The following is a 15434-nucleotide window of genomic DNA, read 5'->3' on the forward strand; positions in this document are numbered from 1 at the left end:
TCGCCGCATCTCGGCATAAGTAAAGACAGCGAATCATGCGCAAGCGCCCATCGCTGTCTTCACTATGCCTATGCGAGGCTCATTGCTCGCGTAACTTTCCATCTATCTTCAGCCAGTCTCTACCCACCTTGCATGGCAAAAACAACACCTTCACCCCAGCGGCCTCGGCTTCCGCCAGAGCGGTACCAAATTCCGGCTGCATTTCCACATAAGGACGTACTTCCGTCACTCCTTCCATCTGAATCACAAAGGCAACCACACATTCATATCCTTCCTGTCTCGCTGCGGCCAGTTCCCGCAGATGCTTCACCCCACGCTCCGTGGGTGCATCGGGAAAATAGCCGATGCCGTTGATCTCCAGAGTACAGCCTTTCACTTCCATGAGTATTTTGTGCTCCCCTTTTTCCAGATAGAAATCAATGCGGGAATTTCCATAGGTATACTCCGGTCTGACCACATCATAGTCCTGCGCCTCCAGCCATTCCTTCACGACCTTATTCGGTGCCTGACTGTCAATGTTGATCCAGCCGATCCTGTCTTTATAAACAGCCACCAGGTCATACAATGTCTTTCTTGCCGGATTATCCGACTGTTCCAGACGCACCGCTGCCCCGGGGAGCAAAAGTTCCCTGCATCTTCCGGTATTTTTCACATGCACCGTCTCCGCTTTCCCTGCAATCTCCACATGGGCAATAAACCGGTTGGGACGGTCAATGAATTTTCCCTCTACGATCTTTCCATACTTCATGTAAAATTTCCTATCCTTAACTCTATCCGCTCCCCGACTTTCGACACTGCTTTACGCCCCCAATTGCCAAGACTCTGCGGCATTTCCCGAGGTCTCCCGCGACCGTCCGCCACATGCTCATTCTATCCGCACTCGCCGTTCCGCATAGACTTCACTAGCAGCGGCACCTCGAACAACAGCATCACGATCCATCCGACCATATTGGCCCAGGCCAGGCTGGCAAATTCCATCTGTAACAGACGGATCATTACAAATACTGCCACAACTCTGCCGAACATATTCATAAATGTGCTGTACAATGTCACTTTCAGATCACCAATACCACGGAAGAATCCCTGCACACCATTGGTCAATCCCGGCAGAATATACATCCAGGAGATCAGATGCAGATAACTGATGCCCAGAGATACCACCTGTGCATCCCCGTCCTCGGCGAACAATGTCATGATCTGCGGAGCCAGTCCCCAGATCACACAGAACAATCCGATGGAATAGACCAGTTCGATCAAAAGACCTGTCTGGAATCCCTTCTTCATCCGCTCCTTATGCCCTGCACCCTTGTTCTGTGCCAGAAAAGTCGTCATGGCATGTCCGATATTCTGCTGTGGTGTATAGGCAAAATCATCCACTCGGTTCACCGCGGTAAATGCCGCCATGACCGCAACACCCTGCGTATTGACCACAGACTGTATGATCAGTTTTCCCAGCTGCAGACATACCTGCTGCATGGCACTGGTACTGCCGTAGCTGACTGTCTTACCCAGCAGGCTCTTATCGAATACCCACCACTTTTTCCCAAGACATAAAAGAGGAATCTTTTTCTTAATATATATACCGCACAGCAGGCAGCAAAGTCCCTCGCTGCACACTGTGGCAATGGCACTTCCCGCCACACCCCAGCGCAGTACCACAACGAAAAACAGATCTCCGAAGATATTCAGGAAAGCACTGGTCACCAGAAAATACAGCGGCGTCTTGCTGTCTCCCAGCGCCCGCATGGTATTCGCCAGAAAATTATACATGAACGTAAAGATCAGGCCCATGAAAATGATCCTAAGATATGCCGCAGCTTCGGGTATGGCTGTCTCCGGCACCCGAATGAGCCGAAGCACCGGATTCGCCAGAAGAAGCATCAGCAGTGAAAACACTACGGAAAACCCGCAGCCAGCTAACATCGTCGTACTGATCTGTCTGGATAAAGTATCATAATCCTTCGCTCCGTACTGGGAGCTCATCAACACACTGGCTCCCATGCACATCCCGCTGATCAACAGGATTGCAATATTCATAATAGGAGTGGAAGTTCCAACTGCCGCCAGTGCCTGTTCTCCTACATATTTTCCCACAATGACGGAGTCCGCTGCATTGTAGGTCAGCTGAAACAGATTCCCCAGTACCAACGGGATTGTAAAAGATACTAAGGGTAACAGTATCTTTCCCTGGGTCATGTCGTGTTTCTCTATCGTACTCATTGCTTTATTGTCCTTTCACTGTCATTTTCTTCGGTAATTGTCTTTCCTTCTTTTTAAGAATTCCATCCTCTTCTGGGGCCGCCTCTGTACTGTCCTGTGAACTTTCATTACCGCTGACGGATAACGCGCTCTCCAGTCCGCTCTGTTTCTGCCCGTCTATGCTGTTCCCGGATGCTGCCTGCTGTCCGCTGTCTGTCGAAGCAGAGTCTGTCATTTCAGCCATATTGGCACTATCCTCCGCAGCCTCACCCTCCGGCATAGCAGCCTCCTCTTCCGCCATTGCCGCCTCTTTCTGGATCTCGTTCTCTGCTCCTGCTGTATCCCCCGACCGGGCAGCATCCACCGCCTCTTCCTGGATCTCCTGATCCTCAGTGATACCGTAGGCCATCTGTGGTGCTGCCGTATCCGCATTGCCGGTACTGTCTGCCATTTTGGTACTGCTCATTGTCATATACAATACTCCCGCTACCACGAAACACAGGCAGGCTGCCGCAATGCGGGTCACATAGCGCATCGGGAACTTATGTACCCTTCCCGAATTTCTGATCTGTTCGCTTCGAAGCAACAGATCCTCATCCACTCCGGACATCGCCCGGAACAGTTTTTCTTCTTTTAAATTCACATCTTGATTATTGTTCTTATTACAATCGCTCATATCCTTCATCACCGCTTTCGTCTCTTTCTCCGTCTATAAGACGATTCCCTGTTGTTCCAGATATTTTTGCAGTTTTTTTCTGGTCCGGAACAGCGATGTCTTCACCGTATTCAGATTCATTCCATAACGCCCGGCGATCTCCGCATATTCCTCTACGAACCAGTATCTGCGCAGGAATACATTGCACTCCTGTTCCGAAAGTGTATGCAGGAACGCATTGATGCTCCGCTCCAGTTCCGCCGCTTCCACGGCTTCTTCTGTGTTATGCGCCGCCGGAATGCACTCTGCCAGTTCATCCAGCGTCGTATCCATAATACCATTCCCACGTTTCTGTGCATTTTTCGCCTTCCATCTATCAAACGACAAGTTCCGGGTAATAGTTCCCAGAAACAGCTCCAGACGATTCGGTTTTTTCGGAGGTATGGCATTCCATGCCCGCATCCAGGTATCATTCAGGCACTCTTCCGTATCCTCCCTGTCATGCAGGATATGGTAGGCAATGCTGTAACAATATTTTCCGTAACTTTTCTGCGTCTCTGCGATGGCCTGTTCGTCCCTCGCCCAATACAGTTCCAATATTGCGGTATCCTCCATTGGCTGTCTCCTTTCCAAAAAGGGCACTGCCACAGTTTTTTCTGTAACAGTGCCCCTCTTCATTTCTCCATTTGCTCCGTTCCATCTTATCCGAGCTGGAATTTCTTCGCATTTGCATTCAGTGAACCCGCAATTTCATTCAGCTGTGTGGTAGCCTGTCGGCAATCCTCCACGATCTCCGCCAGCTGATCCATGGTAGCTGCGGTCTCTTCGGTGCTTGCCGCATTGTTCTGGGAGATCTCGGTAAGTCCGTCGATCTTCTCCACCACATCCGTCTTATAATTCTCAATATGATCCAGCTCGCCGGAGATCACATTGATCTCACCGACTACCTTCTGAACCTCCTGGTTCAGGGTGCTGAAGACATTCAGCGTGGTACCCAGCTTCTCGTTCTGCTGATGGATCTCACCTACCACACCGTTCATGATCTGAACGCTCTGGTTGGAATTGCTGATCAGGTTCTCCACGATGCTGCGGATCTTGTCTGCGGATTCCCTGGACTGGTCTGCCAGACCACGGATCTCTTCCGCTACGACTGCAAAGCCTCTGCCCATCTCACCGGCTCTCGCTGCCTCAATACTGGCATTTAATGACAGCAGGTTGGTCTGGTTCGCAATACCTGCGATGATATCGGTAGCTGCCTGAATCGCCTGTGCGGACTCGTTGGTGATATTGGTCTGCTCCTGCACCTGATCCACCGACTGCTGTGTATGAGAGCTGATCTCCAACAGTTCCTTCAGGGTGCTGTCCACGGTAGCATTGCTCTCCTTCATGTTGGCAGCACTGCTGCTCAAAGCATTAACACTGTCTGCCGTACGGCCCAGTGCATTGCTCATCTCGTTCATGCTTTCGCTGACTTTCTGGGTATCCGCCGCCTGTGTGGTAGCTCCCTGGGCAATCTCATTCACAGCTGTATTTACAGAAGAAATGGACTGTCCGATGCTGTCAAAATTGCTGGTGAACGTTCCCGTAAACTCATTCATATCCAGCATGGAATTGTGAATATCCCTGATAATTCCGGAAAAGCCGTTCACTACAGAGTATACAGCCCGTGCGCTCTTACCTACTTCATCACTGCGGTTTAACAGCTTATCGGGAACCTTGAAGTTCAATTTACCCTCTGCGATCTGATCCAGATTACCTACTACACCCAGTAGTGCTTTGGAGATCATGCCTACTACAATAAAGGTGGAGACACAGAATGCTGCCACAAGGATCAGAATCGCTATTGCTCTTCCGGTTACAATCCCTTTGTAAAGCGCATTCACTTCCCTTACCGGCATACAGGCAGCCAGAATACCCACAACCGTGCCGTCGGTATTCTTCAAAGGTGCCAGATATGCATAGCATCCGGTATCCCCCAGCTTCAGGGAATTGGAAAAATAGCTTTCTCCACCCAGTACCTTGGAAGCCACTTTTTCACTCAGAGTGATGGTACCTCCGGTCAGATTGGTCACAGCCAGATCACTGCCCCAGAACAGTGCCACATCCACACCGGCATTCTGTTTCAAAGCATCGAGTACCTGCTTATTGTCCGTAAGATTCAGTTCCCCTTTATAAAGTGCTCCGTTCTCGTATGAAAAGTCTCCGGGAGCGGAATTGTTCAGGCTCATTTCCAGTGCATATTCCGTCGCTGCCAGCTCATGCTTCATCATCGCGTCGGAAATTCTGTCCCCTGCGGAATTCAATGCCAGGATGGCAATGACTGCGATCGCTATAAGCGGTACCAGTACGATCGCCAGGATCTTGACTACCATGTTAGCTCCCTTTTTCTCCTTCAGGCGCTTAGCTTCATCAATACCTGTCCCATTTTCCCCTTTGATCTGTTCTTTGCTTACCTCTTCTGTCATAAATAAAGCAACCTCCTTTGTACCTTTAACGGTTCATGCATAATAGAATTATACCGCACAGTTAATAAAAAAGCTATTCTTTTTCTGCAATCAGATCCTTGATCACTTCGCCTGCGAGAATCAATCCCGCTACGGACGGTACAAATGAAATACTGCCGGGGATGGCTCTTCTGTCCGTGCATTTATGAGTGGTACCCGGAGGGCAGACACAGCCTGTCTTGCAGCTGTTTTCCATATTTTCCAGCGGCTTCACCGGGCTTTCCGTAGAATACACCACCTTCAGCTTCTTCACACCGCGCTTTTTCAGTTCTCTGCGCATGACCTTCGCCAAAGGGCACATGGTAGTCTTGTAGATATCCGCCACATGGAACTGCGTGGGGTCTAATTTGTTGCCGGCTCCCATACAGCTGATAACGGGAACTCCCGCCTCCTTCGCCCGCATGATGATCTCCAGCTTGGCAGTCACGGTATCCACCGCATCCACCACGTAATCATACTGGGTAAAATCAAACTGGTCTGCCGTCTCCGGGAGATAAAAACATTTGTGTACTGTAACCTGTGCCTCCGGGTTGATGGAGTGTACACGTTCCTCCATGACATCTACCTTGTATTTGCCGATGGTCTTCCTGGTAGCGATGATCTGACGGTTAATATTCGTCAGACAGACCTTATCGTCATCGATCAGATCAAAGGCTCCTACACCACTGCGGGCCAGAGCCTCCACCACATAACCGCCGACACCGCCGATGCCGAAGACAGCAACTCTTGCGCCGTACAGGCGCTGCATGGCTTCCTTGCCGATCAATAATTCTGTTCTGGAAAATTCATTTAACATAATTCACTGTTCCTACCAATCTACTGGGAATACTCTCGAAAGAGTATACCACATCTTTACAGATTGTCATAGAGTCCCTGAATAAAATTTTTCACCTGCACGTTATTTTCCGGTGTGGTGTCCTCCAGAGTGGCATGGATAAAGGGCTTCCGCTCCTTCATAAACTTCAGTACAGAAGTATAATCCATCTGTCCCAGACCGCAGCCTACAGAACGAAGCTTCCCGTCCTCGGGAATAAAATCTTTCAGATGTACCATAGCCACATCTTCACCCAGCAGATCGATTGCTTCATCCACGATAGCCACCTGATCCTTGTAATTGCAGTAATCCAACAGGTTCACCGGATCCAGAATGATCTGAAGGTTGGGAGAATTGATCTCATCCAGCACTCTTCTGGCTCTGGCGGGGTTGTATACGATATGCTTCCATACCGGTTCGATGGCCATGACAACGCCCATCTGCTCCGCGTATTTTACTACCGGGCGTAAGTTGGTGATAAAGGTCTGTAATGCTTCTTCTCCGTGGCATTCCGGTACCGCGGTATAGGTCTCGTTGGGAGCACCGGTCTCAGTTCCCACGACACCGCAGCCCAGCCAGGAAGCAAAACGGATATGTGCCATATAACGGTGGGTAATTTTCGCAAGCTGCTCCGGGTTGGGGTTTGCCAGGTTCAAATAGCATCCTAATACCGCAACATCCACCTGATTTTTTGCGAATACATTTTTCATGTACATGGCAAGTCCCGGGGTCAGCGCCTCATCCGTGGTGGGAAACTCGCTGATCACCTTGCCCGGAGCCAGATGTCCGCAGGCAAAGCCCAGCTCATGTACATTGGCAATACGCTCCTCAAAAGGAAGCTTTTTCGTATCATGTAAACGGATTCCTAACTGCATATTTTCCTCCATTCCGATCACGGCTCCTGGGCCGTATTCTCTTCTGCTTATCTCTATTATAGCGTGAGCTCACGAATTCCGTGCTATCGCACTCTACATCCTGCTTCGCAGCTATCATGATCAGCTTCGCCGTTCGCCGAGAGTGAGCAAGCTCCCTCTGGCTCTCTTGCGCTCATTATTTCGTGATTTCATCACTCAATCACTTCACCGTTCACCGAGAGTGAGCGAGCTCCCTCTGGCTCTCTTGCGCTCATTATATCAACGTCTGATCAGTTCATCCACACCTTCCAGTTCGTAAGCTTCTCCGACCTGTCCTTCAATCTTCACATTGTCCAGTGTCAGTTTTGCTACATTTCTGGCAAACATTCCGCGCTTGCTGCTCTTCTCCACGCCGTCAGACATGGCGGGGACATCACACTTGGCATCTTCAGCGTAGCTGATGGAAATGTCCTTCATGTAGATTTCCTCGATCTTCTGCTCGGGAAGTCCGTCGAAGAACGCAGCTGCCACATGGCAGTTCGTACATTCCATGTTTTCAAATACCATCTTTTTCACCTGCGGTGTTCTGTCGTCCACAGGGTAAACATCTCTGGACTGGACATAAGTGGTCTTGCCGTCGGGATCACAGAAATAGAAGCAGTTGACCACCAGCGGTGTCATCACATGGTCCAGCGTCAGATTTCGGAAAATGATATTGCTGAGAATTGCATCTTTTCCTCTGCCGCGACGGGTCTTGATACGCAGACCTCTGTCTGTATGACGGAAAATACAGTCTTCCACTGTCAGATTTACCACGCCGCCTGCCATTTCACTTCCCAGAGTTACGGCACCGTGGCCGTTCTCCATAAGGCACTGACGGATATGGATATTCTCGGAAGGAGTCTTATGCTTTTTGCCCATGTAGATCTTACCGCTCTTGACTGCAATACAGTCATCTCCCAGGGAAAAACGCACACCCAGGATCTCCACATTTTTGCAGGATTCCGGATCCAGTCCGTCGGTGTTGGGGGAATCGCTGGGATTCTGCACGGTCACACCGATGAATTTCAGATCATTGCTGAAATAGGGATGCAGGGTCCAGGAAGGGGAATTGCAGAAGGTCACACCCTGCAAAGTCACATTTTTACATCCGCTGATGAAAAACAGTCTGGGGCGAAACGCAATGTTCATAACCTTGGGGTCTTTCCACCAGTTTTCTTTGGAAGCGTTGCCGTTGATCTTACCCTGTCCGTAGATCACCACGTCTTCTGCACCGATACCGCAGATGATGCCGGAGAACATAGGTAAGGGATTGCCCTCCCAGGTGCCGAGATTGTACTCGTCGGTCTCATCATAGCTTTGTAACATGCCAGGGAATGTGGGGAATTTCTCTCTGTCGGTAAATGCCTTAAGCTCCGCACCCTCTGCCAGTTCAATACGGATGTGGCTTTTTAAGAACAGGCTGGTAATACGGTAGGTTCCTGCGGGGAAATACACTCTGCTGTTCACCGGACATGCCATGATGGCAGCCTGAATAAAGTGGGTATCGTCATGTTCCCCGTCACCCTTGGCACCGAATCTGGTCACATCCAGAGTCACGTACTCATAATCCGTCTTGAAAGATACTTTGCCCTGCTTTTCTCCGTTCACATAAGCTTCCACCACATACTTCTGATCCGGCTTTAAATCAAACAGGGAAGTGATGGTCTTCTCTGTGGTCAGTGACGGCTCACCGTTTACCCGCAGCTCCACGGGCTGTTTTATAAAATATCTGCCGCCGTCTGCGATCTCTATGGTCGCACTGCGGGCAGTATGCATAATATGTCTGATTTCCATGCGCTGTTTCCTCTCGTTCTCTACCTAATGCACATCTGATATTTTTCCGCTAACAATAAATACTCCGCACATGCCTTCTGTACGGCATCGCAAAATACCTTTTCCGATGTGGCATCCATGGCAAACTTATTTTCCTTTGCATCATAATACTGCTCCAACATACGCTTTACCGCACTGCGGAAATTGTCCAGAAGCTCTCTGTAATTCTCGTAGATCTCCGGGCTGATCTGCTCTACGGTATGAAGCATGACTGCGGTATAAGCTGCACCGTTTTCAGCACTGAATTCACTTTCTGCATGCTTTTTCAGCACACGCATCTGTGCCATGATATCCGGATAGCCTTCTTTTTTATTCTCCGTGGTCTCATAGGCCGCATAGACGGGATACACCAGATCCGCCGCCTGATAAATGTTGCCCAGACCTGCACTCTGCTGCACGGCTGCCAGGTCGAAAATGCCTTCCTCCGTACGGGGAAGTGCCTTGATTTCCTGAATTGTCATAGTTCCTCCTATATAACAAAGGCGTTCTCCTGCACGTTTATTGTAACAAAAGAACGCCGTTTTGTGTATGATCTTTTACAGAGTTACACCCTGCTTGAAAATAGCCATATCATGGAAGCCTGCTGCTTCACTGCATACCTGCCTGCCGGAAGCGGTCTCCACTACCAGATCAAACAAAGCCTTGGTCTCCTCTTCCATGGTCTTATCCTCTACCAGTACGCCGGCATTGAAATCGATCCAGTTGGACTTTTTGCCTGCCAAGCGGGAGTTGGTCGCGATCTTCATGGTAGGAACCGGAGATGCGAAAGGAGTTCCGCGTCCTGTGGTAAACAGTACGATATGTGCTCCTGCGGCTGCCAGTGCGGTAGCTGCTACCAGATCGTTGCCCGGTGCGGACAAAAGGTTCAGTCCCGGAGTCTTCACCGTATCACCATACTGCAATACACCCTTGACCAGAGCACTTCCGGACTTCTGGGTACATCCCAGAGACTTGTCCTCCAGAGTGGAGATACCTCCCTTTTTGTTGCCCGGAGAAGGATTCTCGTAAATAGTCTGATTGTGACTCTTGAAATAATTCTTGAAGTCATTGATCAGATCTACGGTCTGGTGGAACAGTTCCTCGTTGGCACAACGGTTCATCAGAATGGTCTCTGCACCGAACATCTCGGGAACCTCGGTCAGGATGGTGGTACCGCCCTTAGAGATCAGCAGGTCGGAGAAACGTCCTACCAGAGGGTTGGCGGTAATACCGGACAGTCCGTCACTGCCGCCGCACTTCATACCGATGACCAGCTTGCTTACGCTGATGGGCTCTCTCTCGAACTTGGAAGCATAATCAATCAGGCCCTTGATCACCTCTACGGAATCTGCGATTTCATCCTCGTGCTCCTGACATACCAGGAATTTCACACGGTTCTCATCATAATCGCCAATGTAAGGCTTTAATACATCAATGTTGCTGTTCTCACAGCCCAGTCCCAGTACCAGAACACCACCTGCATTGGGATGATTGATCAGGTCTGCAAGAATCTTACGGGTATGCTCCTGGTCATCACCCATCTGGGAACAACCATAGGGATGAGGGAATGCGATAACCTCTTCCACACTGCCCTTAACGAATGCATTGGCCTGTTTTGCAATAGCGGTTGCCACGTTGTTGACACAGCCAACGGTGGGGATGACCCAGATCTCGTTACGAACACCTACTTTGCCATCCGGACGGTTGAAGCCCATAAAAGTCACATCTTCCGTCTTCTTCTCCTCTACCGGAGTGGGGTTGTAGGTGTACTCCAGCAGATCGCCCAGAGCGGTCTTTACATTATGAGTATGGATCCAGCTGCCCTCTGTGATGTTCTCCTTGGCATTACCGATACGGTAACCGTATTTGATGACCTCGCCGCCTTCGGGAATATCAAAAATAGCCATCTTATGTCCTGCTGGGATCTCCTCTCTGGCGGTAACGGTCTTCTGACCGTCACCTACAGAGACTGTGATCTTCTCACCGGCAGGAATCGTATTTAATGCTACGACTACATTATCATTGTCATTAATTTTTAAGAAATCTTGCATAATGCTGCCCTCATGCCATTTGCCTTAATATCATCCAGGTATGCTACAACTGCATCGGTCAGTCCGGGAACCTTGTTCAGATCCTGGCCGAAGAAGTCTTCATTACCAAGGAAGGAAGTTACGAAAGTCTTGGTGTCCTTCTCACAATTTGCTGCGAAGAACTCCAGAACTGCTTTGTCATCCATGATGTTGTATTCCTGACCGTCTCTATGACCGATCAGAGCCTTATCGCGGATCTCGGTGCCATGGTAGAATGCCATCAGTGCTGCAATGGAGAAGGTCAGATGAGCGGGAAGCTTACCGGTCTTCTCAACATAGCCTAACAGGCTGGGCATACATCTTGCTCTCCACTTGGATACGGAGTTCAGGGAGATAGCAAGCAGTGCATGATCTACATAAGGATTGTCGAAACGGTTTACAACCTCACCTGCAAACTGCTTCAGTTCCTCCTCAGGCAGAGACAGGGTAGGGATTACTTCGTCATAAATGGTCTTCAGCATGAAGTTACGGATATCGTCATCATGCATGGACTGTCTTACGATGTCGTTGCCGCACAGGTAAGAAGCCAGTACGAAAGAGGTATGCGCACCGTTCAGGATACGAACCTTTCTCTGCTTATAAGGCTTCTGATTGTCAGTGAAGATAACAGGAAGTCCTGCATCGGGAAGAGGGAACTCCTTGCTGATGTCCTTAGCGGATTCAATAACCCACAGAGCAAACGGCTCACCGGTTACCATGATGTGGTCTTCGTAACCCAGCTTCTCCCATTCTTCCTTCTCGGTAGCACGGGGATAACCGGTAATGATACGGTCTACCAGAGTAGAAGTGAATACACATGCCTCATCTACCCACTTCTTGAACTCATCGCCCAGTCCCCACAGCTCGATCAGCTGCATTACGCACTTCTTCAGCATAATACCGTTGTCATCGATCAGCTCTACGGGAAGCATTACCAGACCCTTGCTCATATCACCCTTGAAGGTCTCGAATCTGTGATATAAGAACTTGGTCAGCTTGCCGGGGAAAGTCTTGGGAGGCTCTAATTCAAACTTATCGGTATCATCATATACGATACCTGCCTCGGTGGTGTTGGATACTACGAAACGTAAGGTATCGATCTCGGCAAGTCCCATGTACTTGTCATATTCATTATAAGTGTCTACAGCATCTGCAACACTGGTTACGATTCTATTAATAATCTTGGCTTCACCGTTCACATTACCGCGAAGGGATACAGTATACTGGCAGTCCTGCTTGTGGAACATATCCAGGTTACCGAACTCGATGGGTTTGATCAGAACGATGTCTCCATCGAACTTGCCCTGCTCGTTAGCGATGTCGATCATGTAATCTACGAATCCACGTAAGAAATTACCCTCGCCGAACTGTACCACCTTGATAGGTCTTTCCTTTTTACCGGTCTTTGCCTTGTTTAAGATATCCATTTTGTCCTCCATTCTACGCTTAGCGTATCCTATCTGCACCGTCTTACGGCACTCTATTACCTGCACTTACTTTCCCCGGCACGCCTTACGAACGAATCTGTTACACCGCCCGGGGCATTGTCTTTGGTCTGAATTGTAGGAAGTTTATGTAAGTACTTTCATGATTCATTTTACTTCAAAAAAATGGTTTCGTCAATCACCAAAAAAAGAAAGTTTTATTTTCGTGAAACTACCGCTTTTATCAGCAATATTTCGCTTTGATAAATTTTTGACATATGAGAAGTTGAAAAAGTATCTTGAAAAAAGAGAAGTCTTTCGTTATAATTCAGATATAGCTTTTTTATGTAACTACTTACATTTTTCTTACATATCTTTTTACACACTGTTACATAGAAGCAGAGAGGAAGCCACAGATGACAATTTACGATATTTCTGAAAAGGCCGGTGTCTCTATTGCTACTGTTTCCCGCGTACTCAACGGAAGCAACAATGTAAGCGAGAAAACCAAGAAAAAAGTGCTGGATGTGATCAACCAGTACGAGTACACTCCCAACGCATTCGCCAGGGGATTAGGTCTCAACACCATGAAGACCATCGGTATCATGTGTGCCGACAGTTCGGATCCGTACCTTGCCAAAGCGATCTACTATATTGAGCAGAAGCTTCGGGCCAACGGTTACGACAGCATCCTGTGCTGTACCGGTTATGATCTGGATACCAAAGCAAGTTCCATGAACCTTCTGATCACGAAAAAAGTGGACGGCATTATATTAGTAGGTTCCAATTTTATCTACGAGAAGGAAGATGACAACAAATACATCCTCGGCGCTGCCGGACAGGTGCCTGTGATGCTGTTGAATGCAGCCATGGACGCTCCCAATGTTTACAGCATCGTATCGGATGATTTTACTTCCATATATGATGCCACCATGGAAATGATCCGTTCCGGAGTGGAAGACATCCTGTACTTCTACAACTCCACTTCTTACAGTGGTAAGAAAAAGCTGGCCGGTTACCGTGCCGCCATGGAGGAAAAAGGACTTCTGACCAACGGAAGCTTCCTGCAGCTCTATCAGGGATCTCATGAAGATATTCCCGCTATGGCAGACCAGCTGCTGAAGCTGCATGCAAAGGGAATCACCTTCCACGGTGTCATTGCTGCTGACGATTCTCTGGCACTGGGTGCTCTGAAATACGCCCGTGAAATGAAGCTGCGGATTCCGGAGGATCTGGCTATCATCGGTTATAATAATTCCATGCTGGTGAACTGCTGCGATCCGGAGCTGACCAGTATCGACAATAAACTGGAAACACTCTGCCAGCATCTGATCACAACGCTGATGGGCGTTTTGGGCGGAAGCGAGATGCCGAAGAAGACTGTATTCTCCGGTGAACTGGTAAAACGCGGTACCACAAAGTAGCTTGCGGCACATATAGGCATTTGTTTATGACAGCACGGGGGAGCTGCAAATCACCCCTTTTCTATATTTATCACTATAGTCGCCGGATCCCTACCGGATCTGACTCATATGAACATGGAGGATTTTTAAAATGAAAGCATTTATGGACAAGGACTTTCTGTTAGAGACTGAGACCGCTAAAAAGCTGTTCCACGACTACGCAGAAAAAACACCGATTCTGGACTACCATTGCCATATCAATCCCAAGGAGATTGCTGAGGATCGTCAGTTCGACAACATCACTCAGGTATGGTTGGGCGGCGATCACTACAAGTGGCGTTTCATGCGTTCCTGCGGTGTGGACGAAAAGTACATCACCGGTGACGCTTCCGATTACGAGAAGTTCTGCAAATGGGCTGAGTGCCTGGGCAAGGCTATCGGCAACCCCCTGTTCCACTGGAGCCATCTGGAACTGCAGAGATACTTCGGTTACACCGGCGTTCTGAACAAGAATACCGCTGATGAAGTATGGAACCTGTGCAATGAAAAACTGCAGCAGCCTTCCATGAGCGTTCGTAATCTGATCAAGCAGAGCAATGTTACCCTGATCTGCACCACCGATGATCCTATTGATTCTCTGGAGTGGCACAAGAAGCTGGCTGCAGATGATACTTTCGATGTAAAGGTTCTGCCCGCATGGAGACCTGACAAAGCTATGAACATCGAGAAGCCCGATTATCTGGATTATCTGGAGAAGCTGGCTGCTGCTGCAGGCATGACCGAGATCAACTCCTTCGCAAGCTTAAAGGAAGCTCTGAAGAACCGTATGGCTTTCTTCGCATCCATGGGTTGTAACGTATCTGACCATGCTCTGGAGTATGTAATGTACTATCCCGCTTCCGACGATGAGCTGGAAGAGATCTTCTTAAAGAGACTGAACAAGATGGTTCTGACCAAGGAAGAGGAACTGAAGTTCAAGACCGCTTTCATGCTGTTCGTAGGCAAGGAATATCACAAGCTTGACTGGGCTATGCAGTTGCATTACGGTTGTAAGCGTGACAACAATACTCTGATGTTCGAGAAGCTGGGTCCCGATACCGGTTACGACTGCATCAACAACTACGCTCCTTCCGCACAGATGGCTGACTTCCTGAACGCTCTGATCGTAACCGACGAGCTGCCCAGAACTGTCATCTACAGCCTGAATCCCAACGACAACCAGGCCATCGGTACCATCCTCGGATGCTTCCAGGATTCCACCGCTGTTGCCAAGATCCAGCAGGGTTCCGCTTGGTGGTTCAACGATCACAAGACCGGTATGCAGGATCAGATGATCTCCCTGGCTAACCTGGGCAACCTGTCCGGATTCGTTGGAATGCTGACCGATTCCAGAAGCTTCCTGTCCTATACCAGACACGAGTACTTCCGTCGTATCCTGTGCAACCTGATCGGTAACTGGGTAGAGAGTGGTGAATTCCCTGCAGATTACGATACTCTGTCCGAGATCGTAACCGATATCTCCTACAACAACGCTAAGAGATATTTCAAGTTCCCTCTGGCATAAAATTATAAGAATAGTGCAATCCCCCGGCTAGTTATTTGGCCGGGGGTTTTTATGTAAATGGAAAGTTACGCGAGCAATGAGCCGCGCATAGGCA

The 15434-nt window shown here is 49.0% G+C and carries 13 protein-coding genes; 2 read left to right on the forward strand and 11 right to left on the reverse strand.

The window, feature by feature from the left end:
- Nucleotides 1-79: 79 nt before the first annotated feature.
- The 11 genes from sfsA to DW835_RS16850 form a co-directional block, all read right to left on the reverse strand.
- Nucleotides 80-748 (reverse strand): DNA/RNA nuclease SfsA, encoded by a 669-nt coding sequence (gene sfsA, locus DW835_RS16800; RefSeq protein WP_118505663.1) that lies wholly within the window; start codon nt 746-748, stop codon nt 80-82.
- A gap of 122 nt (nt 749-870) precedes the next feature.
- Nucleotides 871-2220, reverse strand: a complete 1350-nt coding sequence (locus DW835_RS16805) for an MATE family efflux transporter (RefSeq protein WP_022311765.1) — start codon at nt 2218-2220, stop codon at nt 871-873.
- A 4-nt stretch (nt 2221-2224) separates the two neighbouring features.
- Nucleotides 2225-2875 (reverse strand): hypothetical protein, encoded by a 651-nt coding sequence (locus DW835_RS16810; RefSeq protein ID WP_147353742.1) that lies wholly within the window; start codon nt 2873-2875, stop codon nt 2225-2227.
- A gap of 33 nt (nt 2876-2908) precedes the next feature.
- A complete protein-coding gene (locus DW835_RS16815) occupies nt 2909-3469 on the reverse strand; it encodes a sigma-70 family RNA polymerase sigma factor (RefSeq protein WP_022311767.1) in 561 nt (186 codons plus the stop codon).
- 86 nt (nt 3470-3555) lie between these two features.
- A complete protein-coding gene (locus tag DW835_RS16820) occupies nt 3556-5319 on the reverse strand; it encodes a methyl-accepting chemotaxis protein (protein ID WP_022311768.1) in 1764 nt (587 codons plus the stop codon).
- A gap of 73 nt (nt 5320-5392) precedes the next feature.
- Nucleotides 5393-6154 carry a tRNA threonylcarbamoyladenosine dehydratase gene (locus tag DW835_RS16825; RefSeq protein ID WP_022311769.1) on the reverse strand — a complete coding sequence of 254 codons (762 nt, stop codon included), beginning with the start codon at nt 6152-6154 and terminating at the stop codon, nt 5393-5395.
- Between the two features lie 56 nt (nt 6155-6210).
- A complete protein-coding gene (locus tag DW835_RS16830) occupies nt 6211-7047 on the reverse strand; it encodes a sugar phosphate isomerase/epimerase family protein (RefSeq protein WP_118505675.1) in 837 nt (278 codons plus the stop codon).
- Nucleotides 7048-7305: 258 nt separating this feature from the next.
- The gene (locus DW835_RS16835; protein ID WP_118668809.1) at nt 7306-8862 is read right to left on the reverse strand and encodes a glycoside hydrolase family 28 protein; all 1557 of its coding nucleotides are present in this window, start codon (nt 8860-8862) and stop codon (nt 7306-7308) included.
- A 20-nt stretch (nt 8863-8882) separates the two neighbouring features.
- Nucleotides 8883-9362: a hypothetical protein gene (locus DW835_RS16840; protein ID WP_118668810.1), complete on the reverse strand. Its 480-nt coding sequence runs from the start codon at nt 9360-9362 to the stop codon at nt 8883-8885.
- Nucleotides 9363-9437: 75 nt separating this feature from the next.
- Complete coding sequence (locus DW835_RS16845) at nt 9438-10931, reverse strand: altronate dehydratase family protein (protein ID WP_117467471.1); 1494 nt, start codon at nt 10929-10931, stop codon at nt 9438-9440.
- Nucleotides 10916-12376 carry a tagaturonate reductase gene (locus DW835_RS16850; RefSeq protein ID WP_118505705.1) on the reverse strand — a complete coding sequence of 487 codons (1461 nt, stop codon included), beginning with the start codon at nt 12374-12376 and terminating at the stop codon, nt 10916-10918. Before DW835_RS16850 ends, DW835_RS16845 begins: the two co-directional genes overlap by 16 nt.
- A 413-nt stretch (nt 12377-12789) precedes the next feature.
- Between DW835_RS16850 and DW835_RS16860 the strand changes: the two genes are divergently transcribed.
- Together DW835_RS16860 and uxaC are read left to right on the forward strand one after the other, a co-directional pair.
- Nucleotides 12790-13797: a LacI family DNA-binding transcriptional regulator gene (locus DW835_RS16860; RefSeq protein WP_117467475.1), complete on the forward strand. Its 1008-nt coding sequence runs from the start codon at nt 12790-12792 to the stop codon at nt 13795-13797.
- Between the two features lie 130 nt (nt 13798-13927).
- Complete coding sequence (gene uxaC / locus DW835_RS16865) at nt 13928-15340, forward strand: glucuronate isomerase (protein ID WP_118540104.1); 1413 nt, start codon at nt 13928-13930, stop codon at nt 15338-15340.
- Nucleotides 15341-15434 lie beyond the last annotated feature (94 nt).

The sequence above is a fragment of the Clostridium sp. AM34-9AC genome, from assembly GCF_003480225.1.
GTDB classification, from domain to species: Bacteria; Bacillota; Clostridia; order Lachnospirales; family Lachnospiraceae; genus Acetatifactor; species Acetatifactor acetigignens.

What these genes read in the sequence shown, in the direction of transcription:
- sfsA (WP_118505663.1), bottom strand. Translation starts at nt 748, where the DNA reads ATGAAGTATGGAAAGATCGTAGAGGGAAAATTCATTGACCGTCCCAAC.
- DW835_RS16805 (WP_022311765.1), bottom strand. Translation starts at nt 2,220, where the DNA reads ATGAGTACGATAGAGAAACACGACATGACCCAGGGAAAGATACTGTTA.
- DW835_RS16810 (WP_147353742.1), bottom strand. Translation starts at nt 2,875, where the DNA reads ATGAGCGATTGTAATAAGAACAATAATCAAGATGTGAATTTAAAAGAA.
- DW835_RS16815 (WP_022311767.1), bottom strand. Translation starts at nt 3,469, where the DNA reads ATGGAGGATACCGCAATATTGGAACTGTATTGGGCGAGGGACGAACAG.
- DW835_RS16820 (WP_022311768.1), bottom strand. Translation starts at nt 5,319, where the DNA reads ATGACAGAAGAGGTAAGCAAAGAACAGATCAAAGGGGAAAATGGGACA.
- DW835_RS16825 (WP_022311769.1), bottom strand. Translation starts at nt 6,154, where the DNA reads ATGTTAAATGAATTTTCCAGAACAGAATTATTGATCGGCAAGGAAGCC.
- DW835_RS16830 (WP_118505675.1), bottom strand. Translation starts at nt 7,047, where the DNA reads ATGCAGTTAGGAATCCGTTTACATGATACGAAAAAGCTTCCTTTTGAG.
- DW835_RS16835 (WP_118668809.1), bottom strand. Translation starts at nt 8,862, where the DNA reads ATGGAAATCAGACATATTATGCATACTGCCCGCAGTGCGACCATAGAG.
- DW835_RS16840 (WP_118668810.1), bottom strand. Translation starts at nt 9,362, where the DNA reads ATGACAATTCAGGAAATCAAGGCACTTCCCCGTACGGAGGAAGGCATT.
- DW835_RS16845 (WP_117467471.1), bottom strand. Translation starts at nt 10,931, where the DNA reads ATGCAAGATTTCTTAAAAATTAATGACAATGATAATGTAGTCGTAGCA.
- DW835_RS16850 (WP_118505705.1), bottom strand. Translation starts at nt 12,376, where the DNA reads ATGGATATCTTAAACAAGGCAAAGACCGGTAAAAAGGAAAGACCTATC.
- DW835_RS16860 (WP_117467475.1), top strand. Translation starts at nt 12,790, where the DNA reads ATGACAATTTACGATATTTCTGAAAAGGCCGGTGTCTCTATTGCTACT.
- uxaC (WP_118540104.1), top strand. Translation starts at nt 13,928, where the DNA reads ATGAAAGCATTTATGGACAAGGACTTTCTGTTAGAGACTGAGACCGCT.